At 66.5% G+C, this 15990-nt stretch carries 11 protein-coding genes, 1 tRNA gene and 2 pseudogenes; 3 read left to right on the top strand and 11 right to left on the bottom strand.

What is annotated here, in order from left to right:
* Positions 1–57 precede the first annotated feature (57 nt).
* On the bottom strand, positions 58–3570 hold the full coding sequence (rpoB, locus tag ACRQ5B_RS09950; RefSeq protein ID WP_412883763.1) for a DNA-directed RNA polymerase subunit beta: 3513 nt from the start codon (positions 3568–3570) through the stop codon (positions 58–60).
* Between the two features lie 431 nt (positions 3571–4001).
* On the opposite strand from rpoB, the pseudogene ACRQ5B_RS09945 reads away from it, so the two are divergent.
* Both ACRQ5B_RS09945 and ACRQ5B_RS09940 read left to right on the top strand, forming a co-directional pair.
* Positions 4002–5200, top strand: a pseudogene (locus tag ACRQ5B_RS09945) (acetyl-CoA C-acetyltransferase).
* Positions 5200–5730 carry an aminoacyl-tRNA deacylase gene (locus tag ACRQ5B_RS09940; protein WP_412883765.1) on the top strand — a complete coding sequence of 177 codons (531 nt, stop codon included), beginning with the start codon at positions 5200–5202 and terminating at the stop codon, positions 5728–5730. Before ACRQ5B_RS09945 ends, ACRQ5B_RS09940 begins: the two are co-directional and overlap by 1 nt.
* A gap of 136 nt (positions 5731–5866) precedes the next feature.
* On the opposite strand, the gene ACRQ5B_RS09935 is transcribed toward ACRQ5B_RS09940, so the two are convergent.
* The 10 genes and pseudogenes from ACRQ5B_RS09935 to ACRQ5B_RS09890 form a co-directional block, all read right to left on the bottom strand.
* Positions 5867–7708 carry a bifunctional metallophosphatase/5'-nucleotidase gene (locus tag ACRQ5B_RS09935; RefSeq protein WP_432393582.1) on the bottom strand — a complete coding sequence of 614 codons (1842 nt, stop codon included), beginning with the start codon at positions 7706–7708 and terminating at the stop codon, positions 5867–5869.
* Between the two features lie 202 nt (positions 7709–7910).
* Entirely contained in the window at positions 7911–8288 is a 378-nt protein-coding gene (gene rplL, locus ACRQ5B_RS09930) for a 50S ribosomal protein L7/L12 (protein ID WP_290255942.1), read from the bottom strand.
* A 76-nt stretch (positions 8289–8364) separates the two neighbouring features.
* Positions 8365–8946 (bottom strand): 50S ribosomal protein L10, encoded by a 582-nt coding sequence (gene rplJ / locus ACRQ5B_RS09925; RefSeq protein ID WP_412883767.1) that lies wholly within the window; start codon positions 8944–8946, stop codon positions 8365–8367.
* A 292-nt stretch (positions 8947–9238) separates the two neighbouring features.
* Positions 9239–10356, bottom strand: a pseudogene (locus ACRQ5B_RS09920) (GNAT family N-acetyltransferase).
* Positions 10357–10411: 55 nt separating this feature from the next.
* On the bottom strand, positions 10412–11608 hold the full coding sequence (locus ACRQ5B_RS09915) for a GNAT family N-acetyltransferase (protein ID WP_432393580.1): 1197 nt from the start codon (positions 11606–11608) through the stop codon (positions 10412–10414).
* A gap of 111 nt (positions 11609–11719) precedes the next feature.
* A complete protein-coding gene (rplA, locus tag ACRQ5B_RS09910) occupies positions 11720–12427 on the bottom strand; it encodes a 50S ribosomal protein L1 (RefSeq protein ID WP_290255946.1) in 708 nt (235 codons plus the stop codon).
* A 183-nt stretch (positions 12428–12610) separates the two neighbouring features.
* Positions 12611–13042, bottom strand: a complete 432-nt coding sequence (gene rplK / locus ACRQ5B_RS09905; RefSeq protein WP_003803853.1) for a 50S ribosomal protein L11 — start codon at positions 13040–13042, stop codon at positions 12611–12613.
* A 130-nt stretch (positions 13043–13172) separates the two neighbouring features.
* A complete protein-coding gene (gene nusG / locus ACRQ5B_RS09900) occupies positions 13173–13988 on the bottom strand; it encodes a transcription termination/antitermination protein NusG (RefSeq protein WP_412883770.1) in 816 nt (271 codons plus the stop codon).
* Positions 13989–14100: 112 nt separating this feature from the next.
* Entirely contained in the window at positions 14101–14385 is a 285-nt protein-coding gene (gene secE / locus ACRQ5B_RS09895; RefSeq protein ID WP_432393576.1) for a preprotein translocase subunit SecE, read from the bottom strand.
* Between the two features lie 79 nt (positions 14386–14464).
* A tRNA-Trp gene (locus tag ACRQ5B_RS09890) sits at positions 14465–14537 on the bottom strand.
* 214 nt (positions 14538–14751) lie between these two features.
* On the opposite strand from ACRQ5B_RS09890, the gene ACRQ5B_RS09885 reads away from it, so the two are divergent.
* Positions 14752–15969: a pyridoxal phosphate-dependent aminotransferase gene (locus ACRQ5B_RS09885; RefSeq protein WP_400158582.1), complete on the top strand. Its 1218-nt coding sequence runs from the start codon at positions 14752–14754 to the stop codon at positions 15967–15969.
* Positions 15970–15990: the final 21 nt, after the last annotated feature.

Raw genomic sequence — 15990 nt, 5'->3', positions numbered from 1 at the left:
GGAAGAGGGAGGTCGTCCACGACGGCGGGCGGCAAGCCCGCCGTCGTGGACTCCCTGCTAGACCTCTTCTACGGAACTGGGCTCTGCACGAGACAGATCGATGCCCAGTTCTTCCGCAGCCGTGAAGACTGCGTCATCAGAGTCACGCATTTCAATTGTGGTTCCGTCCGTGGAAAGAACTTCCACGTTCAGGCACAGCGACTGCATTTCCTTGATCAAGACCTTGAAGGACTCAGGAACGCCCGGCTCGGGGATGTTCTCGCCCTTGACGATCGCTTCGTAGACCTTCACACGACCGTGGATGTCATCGGACTTGATCGTGAGGAGTTCCTGGAGCGTGTAGGCGGCGCCATAAGCTTCGAGCGCCCACACTTCCATCTCACCGAAGCGCTGGCCGCCGAACTGTGCCTTACCACCCAGCGGCTGCTGCGTGATCATGGAGTACGGGCCGGTGGAGCGCGCGTGGATCTTGTCGTCCACCAGGTGGTGGAGCTTCAGGATGTACATGTAGCCGACCGAGATCGGATCCGGGAACGGCTCGCCGGAGCGGCCGTCGAACAGGCGGGTCTTGCCGGAGGAGTTGATCAGGCGGTCACCGTCGCGGGTCACATTGGTGGAGTCCAGCAGACCGGTGATTTCCTCTTCGCGGGCACCGTCGAAGACCGGCGTCGCGACGGTGGTGGAACCACTCTCGCGCGGCAGGTTCGGCAGGTTCTTGACCCACTCGGGCTCGCCTTCGATCTTCCAGCCGGTCTTGGCAACCCAGCCCAGGTGCGTTTCCAACACCTGGCCGACGTTCATACGGCCCGGAACACCCAGCGGGTTCAGGACGATGTCGACGGGGGTGCCGTCGGCAAGGAAGGGCATGTCCTCGATCGGAAGGATCTTGGAGATAACACCCTTGTTGCCGTGACGGCCGGCGAGCTTGTCACCGTCGGTGATCTTGCGCTTGGCGGCCACGTAGACGCGCACCAGCTGGTTCACGCCCGGGGGCAGCTCGTCGTCGTTGTCGCGGTCGAAGACGCGGACGCCGATGACGGTGCCGGACTCGCCGTGGGGCACCTTCAGGGAGGTGTCGCGCACTTCGCGGGACTTCTCACCGAAGATGGCGCGCAGCAGGCGCTCTTCCGGGGTCAGTTCGGTCTCGCCCTTGGGCGTGACCTTGCCGACCAGGATGTCACCGGCTTCGACCTCGGCACCGATGTGGATGATGCCGCGCTCGTCCAGGCCTGCCAGGACTTCCTCGGACACGTTCGGGATGTCACGGGTGATTTCCTCGGCACCAAGCTTGGTGTCGCGGGCATCGATCTCGTGCTCCTCGATGTGGATCGAGGACAGGACGTCCTCGGCAACGATCCGCTGCGAGAGGATGATGGCGTCCTCGAAGTTGTGGCCTTCCCAGGACATGAATGCCACGAGGAGGTTCTTACCGAGGGCGAGTTCACCTTGGTCCGTTGCCGGGCCGTCGGCGATGATGCCGCCGACCTCGAGGCGCTGGCCTTCGTTGACCAGGACACGGTGGTTGTAGCAGTTGCCCTGGTTGGAGCGGGCGAACTTGTTGATCCGGTAGTTCGTCTCGGTGCCGTCGTCGTTGAGCATGATGACGAGCTCGGCGGAGACCTCGGTGACCACACCGGCCTTCTTCGCGATGACAACGTCACCGGCGTCGACGGCGGCGGCGCGCTCCATGCCGGTGCCGACAAACGGCGCCTCGGAGCGGACCAGCGGCACAGCCTGGCGCTGCATGTTGGCACCCATGAGTGCACGGTTGGCATCGTCATGCTCGAGGAACGGGATCAGGGCGGTAGCCACGGACACCATCTGGCGCGGGGAAACGTCCATGAACTCGACGTCGGCGGCGGGAACCAGCACGGGCTCGCCTCCACCACCACGGGCACGGACAAGGACGGTGTCCTCGGCGAACTTCTTGTTCTCGTCCAGCGGCGCGTTGGCCTGGGCGATCAGCACTTCGGCCTCGTCGTCGGCGGTCAGGTACTGGACGTCGTCGGAAACGACGCCGTCCTTGACCAGGCGGTACGGGGTCTCGATGAAACCGAACGGGTTGATGCGGCCGTAGGACGCCAGCGAACCGATCAGACCAATGTTCGGGCCTTCAGGGGTTTCGATGGGGCACATACGTCCGTAGTGGGACGGGTGCACGTCACGGACTTCCATGCCGGCACGGTCACGGGACAGACCGCCGGGGCCCAGCGCGGACAGGCGGCGCTTGTGGGTCAGGCCCGAGAGCGGGTTGTTCTGGTCCATGAACTGCGAGAGCTGGGAGGTTCCGAAGAACTCCTTGATCGCGGCAACGACCGGGCGGATGTTGATCAGGGTCTGCGGCGTGATCGCCTCGACGTCCTGGGTGGTCATCCGCTCGCGGACAACGCGCTCCATGCGGGACAGGCCGGTGCGGACCTGGTTCTCGATGAGCTCGCCGACGGCGCGGATGCGGCGGTTGCCGAAGTGGTCGATGTCGTCGATCTCGACGCGCAGCTCGTGGTCCTGGCCATCGCGCTTGCCCATGATGGTCTTCTCGCCGGCGTGCAGCGCGACGAGGAACTTGATCATGGCGACGATGTCTTCAACGTGCAGGACCGAGGCTTCCTTGTCGCCAAGGGAACGGTCGATGCCCAGCTTGCGGTTGATCTTGTAGCGGCCAACCTTGGCCAGATCGTAGCGCTTGGAGTTGAAGTACAGGTTGTCCAGCAGCGACTGGGCAGCCTCGACGGTGGGCGGCTCGCCCGGTCGCAGCTTCCGGTAGATGTCCAGCAACGCGTCTTCGCGGGTTTCGGTGGCGTCCTTCTCCAGCGTGGCACGCATGGAGTCGTACTGTCCGAACTCCTCGAGGATCTGGCCTTCGGTCCAGCCGAGGGCCTTCAGCAGCACCGTGACGGACTGCTTGCGCTTGCGGTCGAGGCGGACGCCGACCTGGTCGCGCTTGTCGATCTCGAGTTCGAACCAGGCGCCGCGGGACGGGATGATCTTCGCGGTGAAGATGTCCTTGTCGCTGGTCTTGTCGGCGGTGCGCTCGAAGTAGGCGCCCGGCGAACGGACCAGCTGGGAGACGACGACACGCTCGGTGCCGTTAACGACGAAGGTGCCCTTCTCGGTCATCAGCGGGAAGTCACCCATGAACACGGTCTGCTGCTTGATTTCGCCCGTGTTGTTGTTCATGAACTCGGCCTTGACGTACAGCGGAGCCGAGTACGTTGCGTCCCGGTCCTTGCACTCGGCCATGGTGTACTTGGGGTCAGCGAACTCCGGCTCGGAGAAGCTCAGGGACATGGTGCCCTGGAAGTCCTCGATCGGGGAGATCTCTTCGAAGATGTCGGACAGACCGGACGTCGTTGCGACGCTCAGGTCACCTTCTTCGACTGCCTTCGCTACGCGTGCCTGCCAGCGTTCGTTGCCGACGAGCCAGTCAAAGCTGTCGGTTTGCAGGGCAAGCAGATTCGGAACATCCAGCGGTTCGTGAATCTTAGCGAAGGAGAGCCGGCGGGTGGCACCATCGGTGCTGTCGGCATTAATAGCGGCGTTGTTTTCATTAGAGGTGCTCGAGGCGACCAAGAGGGATCCTTCCACAGACCTTCAGGCGTTTTCAGATCTCCCCCGTCATGCAGTCTGCGGAGTGACTCCGCAGTGCTACCAATCCGGTTCCGCTATATGACCCGGGACCCATACTGCCCATGCTGGTGCACGTTGTAGACGGCACATTGATGGAGCAGCTGTCAGGCTAAGCCCACCGCTATATGAAGGCTGAAGGTAAACAGGGAAGACGCAAATATCTACGATACGGCAAAGCAACCTACTTGTCTACCCCACTTGCGCCGTGATTGCAAACACCGGCCCTCCCCGGGCGGCGGGGTTGGAAGAGAGGTGTGCGGCAGGGCGGCCACCGGTGTGGCGGCCCTGTGGGCGGCCGGGCAGGTTCCCCAGATAGCCCCGTGATGGGGCTCACGATAACCTTGGGCTATCCCCAGAGATCGGAAAAGACCATCATGAACAACTCGCCGGACAACAACGATGTTGTCATCCTCGCCGCCGCCCGCACCCCGCAGGGCCGGCTGAACGGACAGCTGTCCAGCTTCACCGCCGTCGAGCTCGGCACCCACGCCATCCGCGCGGCCCTCGCCGCCAGCGGTGTCGCCACCGACCAGGTGGACGCCGTGATCATGGGCCAGGTCCTGCAGGCCGGCGCCGGGCAGAACCCCGCCCGCCAGAGCGCCATCGGCGCCGGTGTGGGCTGGAACGTCCCCACCGTCACCATCAACAAGGTCTGCCTCTCCGGCCTGACGGCCGTGATCGACGCCGCCCGGATGATCCGCAGCGGCGACGCCACCGTGGTGGTGGCCGGCGGCCAGGAGTCGATGAGCCGCGCGCCGCACCTGCTGCCGGGCTCCCGCCAGGGCTGGACCTACGGCTCCATCCAGGCCCTCGACGCCGCCGCGCACGACGGCCTGACGGATGCGTTCGACGGCCAGTCCATGGGCCTCTCCACCGAGAGCAAGAACGTCACCCTTGGCATCGACCGGACCGCGCAGGACGAGGTGGCCGCCGCGTCGCACCAGAGGGCCGCCGCCGCCGGCAAGGACGGCGTGTTCGACGGCGAGATCGCGCCGATCAGCGTGAAGCAGCGCAAGGGTGAACCGGTGACGGTCAGCACAGACGAGGGGTCCGGCCGGACACCTCCGTGGCGTCCCTCAGCGGGCTCCGCGCCGCCTTCGCCACCGACGGCACGATCACCGCCGGCAACTCCTCCCCGCTCTCCGACGGCGCAGCCGCCCTGGTGCTGACGTCCCGGGCCTACGCCGAGGAGCACGGCCTGGAGTACCTTGCGGTCGTGGGCGCGCCGGGCCAGGTGGCCGGGCCGGACAACTCTCTGCACTCCCAGCCCTCCAACGCCATCAAGAAAGCCCTGCAGCGGGCCGGGTGGACGACCGCGGACCTGGACTTCATCGAGATCAATGAGGCGTTCGGCTCCGTGGCGGTGCAGTCCCTCAAGGATCTGGACTACCCGCTGGAGCAGTGCAACATCCACGGCGGCGCCATCGCGCTCGGCCACCCGATCGGTGCCTCCGGCGCACGGCTGGCCCTGCACGCGGCGCACGAACTGAAGCGGCGCGGCTCCGGCAAGGCGGCGGTGTCCCTCTGCGGCGGCGGCGGACAGGGCGAGGCCCTGCTGCTGTACCGCGACTGATGACCGGTCCGGAGGAGGTCCCGGCGCCCGGCCTGGGCGCCGGGAACGGCCCCGTCGGCGGCGCCGGGCGCCGGCGGTTCCTGGCCGACGCCGCGGCCCGGGGCCTCAGTGTGGAGCTGGTGGAGCGGCAGGCGGCGCGCAGCCTCGAGGAGGCGGCCGCCATCCTGGGGATCACCCCCGCTGACATCGTCAAGTCGCTGGTGGTCAAGCACAAGGACGGCACGTTCCTCTTTGCACTGGTCCCGGGCGACCGGCAGATCTCCTGGCCCAAGCTCCGCCAGGCAGTCGGGGTCAACAAACTCTCGCTGCCCAGTGCCGACGTCGCCCTCGACGCCACCGGCTACGAACGCGGCACCATCACTCCCCTGGGCAGCACCACGGCGTGGCCGGTCTACGCGGACAGCACGGTCGCCGGCCGGCGGATTTCGATGGGGGCCGGGGAGCACGGCTACAGCGCCTTCGTCGACGCCGACGCGCTGCTGGCCGCACTTGGCGCCGTCGTCACGGACATCACCGACCCGATGTCCTAGCAGCGCCGGGCGAAGTAGCCGGCCCGGGTTAAGACGGGAAAGGGGCCCCGGCGGCCCGCCCCAGGTCGGGGGCGGGCCGCCGGGGCCCGCGTTGTCCGTGGTCCCTAGGCCCGGGGGCGGACCGCCGAAGCGACCGTCAGGCGGTGACCGTCAGGGGCTGGTCGTTGACGGTCAGGCGCCAGTTCGACTGGCTGAAGACCGCGGCGTCCAGGGTTCCCTGCGCCACCACGTAGTCGATGATCCGCTGCCGGATCTCCTGCTGGCTGTTCGAGAGCACCGGGGCGGTCTTGACCGCCGGGAAGTTGCCGCCGCCGCTCTGCCGGTAGTTGTTGATCGCCATGGCGAACTCCTTGCCCGCGGGCAGGGGTACGCCGTCGTAGCTGAGGTTGCGGATCCGGTCCCCCACCGGCCGGGCGAGGTCGATCTCGTAGTTCAGCGGTGCGTCCAGGCCGTAGACGACGTCGTAGTTGTAGTCCGGGGTGCCGTTGGGGGCCAGTGCGGTGGCCGCGTTGGTGATTTGGTCCGCCCGCACACTGGTACCGCTGGCCGGCTTGAAGTACTGGGCGGACCACTCCAGGTAGTCCTTGACCTGCGCGCCGGTGACCTTGATGGAGAGCAGGGTGTTGTCGAAGATGTACAGCCCGGCCACGTCCCGGATGGTCAGCGGACCGGCCTTGACATCCACCGACCGGGAGAACGCCGCGGCGATGGAGAGCACCGGGAGGCCGGCGGAGGGGCCGTTGGCGAGCTCGGCCTTGATGGTGCTGGCCTGGACGTAGTTGATGGCGTCGATCGCCGCGGAATCGGACCAGCAGGCCGTCGCGGTGCTCAGCGGCGCGGTGCACGTGCCGATCACCTGGTTGACGTATTTGACGGTGGCGTCGTGGCCGGCCTGGACGGCGCCGACGACGGCGGGATCGGCGTCGACGGTCTTGGCGTCCAGAAGGTGGGCGTGCGCCGCGGCGACGCTCCACCGACCCTGCTCCTTGCTCAGCTGCAGGTCAATCACGGCGACGCGCATGCCCCATTTGAGCGGCTCGGTCAGCAGCACCTGGCGGCCGGTGGCCTTGTTGGTGACGAAGCGCTCCGGGATCTCCAGGTGGGCGTGGCCGACCAGGATCGCGTCGATGCCCGGGACCTCCTCGGCCAGCTGGGTGGAGGCGTTCTCCGGGAACGGGAGGGCGTCACCGTAGGAGGAGCCCGGGGTGGCGCCCGAGTGGCTGGAGACGATGACGACGTCGGCGCCTGCGGCCTTCATCTCGGGGATGACGGTCCTGGCTTCCTCGACGATGCCATTGAAGTCCAGCTTGCCGTGGACGTTGTCGCGGTCCCAGAGCGCACAGCCGGGCGTGACGAAGCCGACCAGGCCCACGGTGACCCAGCCGCTCTCGGTTTTGACGCGCTTGAGCACGTAGGGCGTGAACGCGCGGCTTCCGCTGACGGCGTCGTGGACGTTGGCGCCCAGGAGCGGGAAGTCCAGCTGCTTCTCCCAGGTCCGCAGCAGGGGGATGCCGTAGTTGAATTCGTGGTTGCCGAGGGCGACGGCGTCGTAGCCGACGGCGTTCATGGCCAGCGCCATGGGGTGCTTCACCTCGGTGGAGATCGGGTTGACCTTGGCGAAGTAGTAGGCCAGCGGGGTGCCCTGGATGGTGTCGCCCGAGTCGATGGTCAGCGTATTGGCGGCCCCGCGCTCGGCGCGTACCGCCTTGATGAGGGTGGCGGCCTGGGCGATGCCGATCTTGTTCCCGGCGGTGTCCGCGTAGGGGGCGTTCTTGAAGTAGTCCCAGTTGAAGACGTTATTGTGCAGGTCGGTGGTGCCCAGGACGGTCAGGGTGAACTGCTTCTTCGCAGCCCCCTGGCCGCCGGCGTCGGCCTGTGCGGCCGGGGCTCCGGCGACGGCGGCCGCCGCGGCGCTGCCTCCGACGAAGGCTGCCGCGAGCATGGCGCGGCGGGACACGTGGGGGTTCGGATCGGTCATGGATGGACTCCTCGGGGTTGGCGGCCGGTTGGCACAATGCCACAGTCTAGGCCGCCGGCTCCCGGCTGAAAAGGAGAGGAGACGATCATTTTCCGAGCGTTTACCAGATGTTTTCTGCCCCGGAACGCAGGAAACCCCGCCCACCGGAGTGGACGGGGTTTCCCGGAGCTGAAAGGCGTGAAGCCTTCCGAAGAGCCGGTCGTTACTTGACGGTAACGGTGGCGCCGGCAGCCTCGAGCTGCTCCTTGGCCTTCTCGGCAGCTTCCTTGTTGGCGCCTTCGAGGACGGCCTTCGGGGCGCTGTCAACCAGGTCCTTGGCTTCCTTGAGGCCCAGGGAGGTGATGGCGCGAACTTCCTTGATCACTGCGATCTTCTTGTCGCCAGCAGCCTCGAGGATGACGTCGAAGTCAGTCTTCTCTTCGGCTTCCTCAGCGGCACCGCCACCGGCGGGGCCGGCGACAGCAACAGCAGCTGCGGTAACTTCGAAGGTCTCTTCGAAGAGCTTGACGAACTCGGAGAGCTCGATGATGGTCAGTTCCTTGAAAGCTTCAATGAGCTCTTCGTTGCTGAGCTTCGCCATGGTTTGGCGTCCTTCCTATAGTGGTGCTTGGCGGGCTTGGCCGTGCCGTCACACCGGAGTCTTGGGTGAGAGAGAGTTAGTTCTCTTCGGCGGCTGCGGCTTCGGCCGGAGCCTCGGCTTCTGCTGCGGGGGCTTCTTCAGCGGCGGGTGCTTCGGCTGCTGCCGGGGCACCGTTCTCTTCTTCAAGCTTGAGGCGCAGAGCGTCGATGATACGAGCGGCTGCGGCAGCAGGGGCCTTGAGGACGCCTGCGACCTTGGCGAGCTGAAGCTCGCGGGACTCGAGTGCTGCCAGGGCAGCAACTTCGGTGGCGTTCAGTGCCTTGCCCTCGAAGTAACCGGTCTTGATGACCAGCTGCTTGTTGGCCTTGGCAAAATCCGTCAGGCTCTTTGCAGCGGCAACTGCGTCACCCTTGATGAACGCGATTGCAGTGGGGCCGGCAAGCTGGCCGTCGAATGCTTCGACACCGGCTTCCTTGGCTGCAATGGCGGTCAGGGTGTTCTTGACGACCGAGAACTTGGTTTCCTGGCCGAGAGAAACACGCAGCTGCTTGAGCTGTGCAACGGTGAGCCCACGGTATTCGGTCAGGACAGCGGCGGTCGATTCCTTGAAATCGTTAGTGATCTCAGCTACTGCTGAAACCTTGCTAGGCGTTGCCATAACCCTCCTTCCGGGGATAAATGCCGGTGTGTCCGGGTCCCCTCAGGATCGCTAAAACTAAAAACGCCCCGCGCAGATGCACGGGGCTTGTCTCGACGCGGCGTGCCGCGGAGCTTTGCTTCGTTCACCTGCGCCGGCCGCCCTGCGTTGAGGGGCCTTCGTCCGGAAACCAACTTGAATCCCCCGCACACAACTGCAGAAGTGAGCAATGCTCAGGAGAGTGGATTTCCAACAACCGACGGTCTTTGGTTCTTCTAGGGTACGGGATAGGAGCGGGCCCCACCAAATCGGGTCAGCTGGTGCTGGGCCGCAGGTCCGGAAGCTCCTTCTGCCACAACCCGGTGACACCGGCCGTGGTGAAACCGAGCTTCTGGTTCACCGTGAGGAGATAGCGGTTTTCCGGGGCGTTCCAGGTGTAGAGCACCCGCGCGTCCGGGAACTGTTCCGAAAGCCGTTCCATGTTGGCCAGTTTGATCAGCAGGCCCAGTTTGTTGCCGCGGTGTTCGGCCAGGACCACGGTATCGTCCTGGAAGACGACGTCGGGGCGCTGTCCCAGGACACTGATGGTGGTCAGCCCCACCAGCGCGCCGCTGGCGATCTCCTCGACGGCGGTGACCACGGTCCGGCGGCCCTGGGCGATGGCGACGTCCTCGGTCTCGCGCAGGAGTTCGCTGTCGAACACCAGCGCGTCCTCGTCCTCCTCCGGCACGCCGCCCTCGCCCGCCCGGTTCTCCAGCAGTGCGACGGCCTCCAGCCAGCGGTCGGGGCACCGGTCGGTCCAGTGGTGCAACCGGTATCGTCCGGCATTGGCCTCCTCCGCCTCGGCCTGCAGGTCCGCCACCAGCTGGCTGTCCAGCGGTAGGGTGCAGGCGCTGAACTGTTCGATGTGCTGCAGCGTGTAGCCGGTGAGCCGGGCGAACTCCACCTCGCGGCTGTTCAGCGGGACGTACCCCAGACCCGCCCCGGGGATCAGCTGGCCGGCCGACTGGTCGGCGAGGGTGACGCCGGGGTGGTTGGTGTCGATCAGGATGATCCGCCGGCCCTCGTCGCGGGCCAGGTGCTCGGCGGTTTCGAGTAGCTGACGCCCCACCCCGCGGCCCTGGAAGTCAGGGAGAATGTCCAGGGTGAACTCGGCCAGTTCCAGATTGTCCGCGAGCGGCAGGGCGATGTCCACGGTCCCCACGATCCGTCCGTCGACCTTGGCCACCAGGATGATCTGGCGTTCGTACGGATCCGCCATCTCCAGCAGTTTCTCCTGCGGAGCATAGGCCAGGTCATCGGTGCCCCAGGTCGCCATCCGGACCTTGCGTCCCACCTCGACGGCGGCGATGAAGTCCGCCGCGTCCTCCCCTCCAACGAATCCGGGATCCAGAGCTGCTCGATCCGTACATCGCCTGCCTGAGCGGTCATGTTCCCAGCCATTCTGCCGCCTTAGCCTGGCCCCGCTGGTGCCAGGCTTTGAGCGTCAGCATATGCCCGAAACCCCTTGCGTTCCATGCCCCGCCACGGGGATTTTTAGCAGCGCGTCGCACCGCGGGCGGCGCGGGCTACTCCCCGCCAGGTCCGGCCCCGCGACGCGTTGCCACTCGCCATCCCACCCCGCGGGCCGGAAGCCCAGCGCCTCGTTGATGGCGAGCATGTAGCCGTTTTCGGCCGCGTTGAAGGTGGTGACGCGTTCGGCGGCGGGGGCGGCCAAGGCGAGGCGGCGGAGGTTCGCGATCTTCACCAGCATGCCCAGGCGGTGTCCGCGGTGCGAGGCGGCGACGAGGGTGTCGTCCTGCTCGGCCAGCCAGGGTTTACCGGCCGGGAGTTCCAGCACCGAGTAGGCGGCGAGGTCCCCGGTGACCCGGTGCCGTGCGGCGGCCACCAGCGAGGTGTTCCCGGCTTCCTGCCAGGTTTTCTCCACGTGCCGAACCCGCGCCGCGTCCCAGTGTTCCTCCTCGTAGCTGATGCCGCCGCTGGGGGCGTCGGAGCTCATCCGGGACATCAGGATGGCCAGCTGCGGCAACAGCGCCTCCGGGCAGTGGTCCGTCCAGGTGAGGATGTCGTAGCCGCCGGCCTTCGCCAGCGCCTCGGATTCCAGCCGGTCCAACTCCGGGGCCGATGCCGCCACGTCCAGGCTGCTGTACCGCTCCACCTGTTCGAGCCGGTAGCCGGCGGCGGCGGCGAAGCGGACGCTGCGCGCCCCCGCCGGGAGGGCCCCGGTCCCGGTGGCGGGACGGACCACGGCGCCGCCGTCGACGTCGAAATCCGCACGGTGCTGAGTGGAGCCGAGGAACACGGTCCGGTCCTCGGCGGCCGCGGCGGCTTCGGCGTGGGCCAGCAGGGCCCGTCCGATGCCCCGCCCGGTGTGGGCCTGCACCACCGCGACCAGGATCCCGGCGCGGTCAAGGTTTTCCGTCAGGCCCAGCCGGACGCTGGCGCGGGCCACCATCCGGCCTTCGGACCGGACGACGAAGAGCCGGGTCCGGCCGTACCCGCTCTCCTGCCAGAAGCGCAGGCGGGACCGGGCCGCCGTCGTCCGGTCGTGGTTGCCCCACGATTCGAGCGCCAGCGCGTCACAGAGTTCATTGAACTCCCGGAACTCCGTGGCGCCGTCGGCGTCGTCATCGAGCGAGGCGGGCAGGCGCAGTTCGTCGATGCGGTGGGGTGCTGGATTCACCCGCACAGCCTAGCCGGGGCGCCGACAGCAGAAAAGACCGCCCCGCGGGTGCGGGACGGTCTTCACTGGCGCCTGCCGCCGAAAGGCGGCGCGGGCGCGGGGTCCGGAAGCTTACGCTTCGGTCAGGACCTTGGTGACGTTCGGGTCAACCGAGATGCCGGGGCCGAAGGTGGTGGCCACGGTGGCCTTCTGGATGTACCGGCCCTTGGAAGCGGACGGCTTGAGGCGCAGGACCTCTTCCAGTGCGGCGGCGTAGTTCTCGGCCAGCTTGACGGCATCGAAGGAAACCTTGCCGATGATGAAGTGCAGGTTCGAGTGCTTGTCGACGCGGAAGTCGATCTTGCCGCCCTTGATGTCGTTGACAGCCTTGGTGACGTCAGCGGTCACGGTGCCGGTCTTCGGGTTCGGCATCAGGTTACGCGGACCCAGGACCTTACCCAGACGGCCAACCTTGCCCATGAGGTCAGGGGTGGCGACGGCGGCGTCGAAGTCGGTCCAGCCGCCGGAGATCTTCTCGATCAGGTCGTCGGAGCCAACGAAGTCGGCGCCGGCTGCGATCGCGGCCTCGGCCTTGTCGCCGGTCGCGAAGACCAGGACGCGGGCGGTCTTACCGGTGCCGTGCGGCAGGTTGACCGTGCCGCGGACCATCTGGTCGGCCTTACGGGGATCAACGCCGAGGCGGAACGCGACCTCAACGGTGGCGTCGAACTTGGACGGGTTGGTGTCCTTGGCGAGGGTCACTGCCTCGAACGGCGCGTAGAACTTCTCCGCGTCGATCTTGGCGGCGGCTGCCTCATATGCTTTGCTGCGCTTTGCCATGCTGCTGTTTCTCCTTGTGCAGTTGTGGTCTGCGGACCGCGCTGGGCCCTGCCACAGTCGGATATTCGGACGGCGTGTCCGGGGTTCCGATCTTTCGATAATTAGGGGGTGCCGGTTGCCCGACGGGTGCTGGTCGCTGCCGTTCGCGGTGTTCCGCGGCGGTGTTCTCCCAGCGGGTGGGGACTAGCCCTCGACGGTGATACCCATGGAGCGGGCGGTGCCGGCGATGATCTTCGCTGCGCCTTCGAGGCTGGTGGCGTTGAGGTCTTCCATCTTGGTGGAGGCGATCTCGTTGACCTGGGCCTGGGTCAGCTTGGCAACCTTGACGGTGTGCGGGGTAGCCGAACCCTTGGCGACGCCTGCAGCCTTCTTGATCAGCTCGGCGGCCGGCGGGGTCTTGGTGATGAACGTGAACGAGCGGTCCTCGTAAACGGTGATTTCAACCGGGATGACGTTGCCGCGCTGGGCTTCCGTTGCAGCGTTGTACGCCTTGCAGAATTCCATGATGTTGACACCGTGCTGGCCGAGCGCAGGACCGATCGGCGGGGCCGGGTTAGCGGCACCTGCCTGGATCTGCAGCTTGATGAGGCCGGTGACCTTCTTCTTGGGAGCCAATGTAGGGTCCTTCTCTCAATTTCGTCCTGGGACACAGGAGCGTGTCTCAGGTGGTTGGCCGCCATGGCGAGGCGGCCGGCCGCTCCGGGGCCGCAAAGCGGGCAGCCTGGAGCGAATTCTGTAATCGGTGCTAGATCTTGCTGACCTGGTTGAACGCCAGGGTGACCGGGGTCTCGCGCTCGAAGATGGAGACGAGGACGACCAGGGTCTGGGATTCGGGCTTGATCTCCGAGATCGTGGCAGGCAGGGTCTCGAACGGGCCCTCCTTGACGATGACGGACTCGCCAACCTCGAAGTCCACGGCAACCGGGGTCTGGTTCTGCTTGTTGACCGGCTTGCCCTTCTCGGCCTGCTCGCCCTCGAAGACGGGGGCCAGCATGGAGAAGACCTCGTCCAGGCGCAGCGGCACCGGGTTGTGGGCGTTGCCCACGAAGCCGGTCACGCCGGGGGTGTGGCGGACGGCGCCCCAGGAGGCGTCGGTCAGGTCCATGCGCACCAGCACGTAGCCGGGGATCCGGACGCGGTTGATGATCTTGCGCTGGGCGTTCTTGATCTCGACGACTTCTTCCATCGGGACCTGGATTTCGAAGATGTAATCTTCCATGTCCAGGGTCTGGATGCGGGTCTCGAGGTTGGCCTTCACGCGGTTCTCGTAGCCGGCGTAGGAGTGGATGACGTACCAGTCACCTTCCTGGCGGCGCAGCTTGGCCTTGAACTCCTCGGCGGGGTCGGCTTCGGCCGCGGCGGCAGCGGCTGCCAGGGCATCGCCTTCTTCCGCCTCGCCCTCGTCCTCGGAGCCGGCGGAAGCCTCGTCCACGGCGTCGTTCGCGTCAGCGTCGGCGGCGTCGTCGAATTCGGGCGCAGCAGCCGGGGCCTCGGACTCCTCCACGGCGTCCTGGCTCTTCTCCAGCTCAGTCTCAGTTACCTCGAGCTCCTGCTCAGACACTTGGTCTCCTGCTTCCTCATTGCCTAACATGCCTATTTCAAATGACTCAATTCCGCACACCCCGTTACTGCCCCGATTTCCCGGGGCGGCACGCGGCCTGCGGACGGTCGCCTTAGCGGTCCGTGGGACCCGTTCCGCCGAAGACCCAGCCGACGCCGGTCCCGAAGGCCAGGTCCAGCAGGGTGACGACGACCATCATGATGACCACGAACACCAGCACCACGAGCGTGTAGTTGACCAATTCCTTGCGGGTGGGCGCGACGACCTTCTTCAGTTCGCCGATGACCTGGCGGAAGAAGAGTGCGATCCGGGCGAAGAAGCCTGACTTGGGGGCCTTCTTGGCGGGGCGGCCTTTGGAGCTGCTGGCAGCTGTTTCGGTCACCTGACCCTCACTCATCCTCGCGATGTCGGATACCCGGCTCCGGACTGAACCATGGTTGCTGCGCTGGTTCCGGTGCATTCCGGAACAGCTTGCGCAGGGCAGACAGGACTCGAACCTGCAACCTGCGGTTTTGGAGACCGCTGCGCTACCAATTGCGCCACTACCCTATGGATTAAAAACCGTGCCGGCGGCGAACTGAACAGGTTTCCCTGAGGCGCACGCCATCATCGTGTTTTCAACACCGGAGAACCATTCTACGCATGAACTACGTCCACGTCGAACCGGCCCTCCCGGCATCCCGGAGGATCCGGTGAACAGCATAGAGTAGATTCCGTCGAATCCCACATCCAGCCCCGTGCTGACGCGAAGAACGGACCCGCGATGCCTGCCGCCCGCATTTCCAAGCGCATTTCCGCCATAGCCGAATCCGCCACCCTGGCCGTCGATGCCAAGGCGAAGGCACTGAAGGCGGCTGGACGTCCGGTCATCGGGTTCGGTGCCGGCGAGCCCGACTTCCCGACTCCGGGCTACATCGTGGATGCCGCCATCGAGGCCGCCCGCCAGCCGAAGTACCACCGCTACTCCCCCGCCGGCGGCCTCCCCGAGCTGAAGCAGGCCATCGCGGAGAAGACGTTCCGGGACTCCGGATACCGGTGCGAGGCGTCGCAGGTCCTGGTAACCAACGGCGGCAAGCAGGCCGTCTACAACACCTTCGCCACCCTGCTGGATCCGGGCGATGAGGTCATTGTCCCGGCACCGTTCTGGACCACTTACCCGGAGGCCATCCGGCTGGCCGGCGGCGTGCCGGTGGAGGTCTTCGCCGGGCCGGAGCAGGGTTACCTGGTGACCGTCGAGCAGCTCGAGGCCGCCGTCACGGACCGGACCAAGATCCTGCTGTTCGTCTCCCCCTCGAACCCCACGGGCGCCGTCTACTCCCCCGAGCAAGTCACGGCGATCGGCGAGTGGGCCGCGGCCAAGGGCCTGTGGGTGGTCACCGATGAGATCTACGAGCACCTGACCTACGACGGCGTTCCGTTCACCTCGATCGCCACGGCTGTCCCCGCCCTCGGGGACAAGGTGGTCATCCTCAACGGCGTCGCCAAGACCTACGCCATGACCGGCTGGCGGGTGGGATGGATGATCGGCCCGGCCGACGTCATCAAGGCCGCCACCAACCTGCAGTCCCACGCGACCTCCAACGTCTCCAACGTTCCGCAGATCGCGGCACTGGCAGCCGTCTCCGGCCCGCTGACCGCCGTCGAGGAAATGAAGGTGGCCTTCGACCGCCGCCGCAAGGCGATCGTCGCGGGGCTGAACGCGATCGAGGGCGTCGACTGCCCCACCCCCAAGGGCGCGTTCTACGTCTACGCGGACGTCCGCGCACTGCTGGGCAAGGAGTTCCCGACGGCGAACGGGCCGGTGGCGCCGTCGACGTCGGCCGAGCTCGCCGCGCTGATCCTCGACGAGGTAGAGGTGGCCGTGGTGCCTGGTGAGGCGTTCGGCCCCTCGGGCTACCTGCGCCTGTCCTACGCCCTCGGCGACGAGGACCTGGCCACCGGCGTCGGACGCCTGCAGGAATTCCTGGGCAAGGCCAAGTAGCCGACGCTCCCTCACGTTCGG

This window comes from Pseudarthrobacter sp. L19, assembly GCF_050859435.1.
Classification (GTDB): domain Bacteria; phylum Actinomycetota; class Actinomycetes; order Actinomycetales; family Micrococcaceae; genus Arthrobacter.
This window is presented reverse-complemented; position numbering and strand designations above follow the sequence as displayed.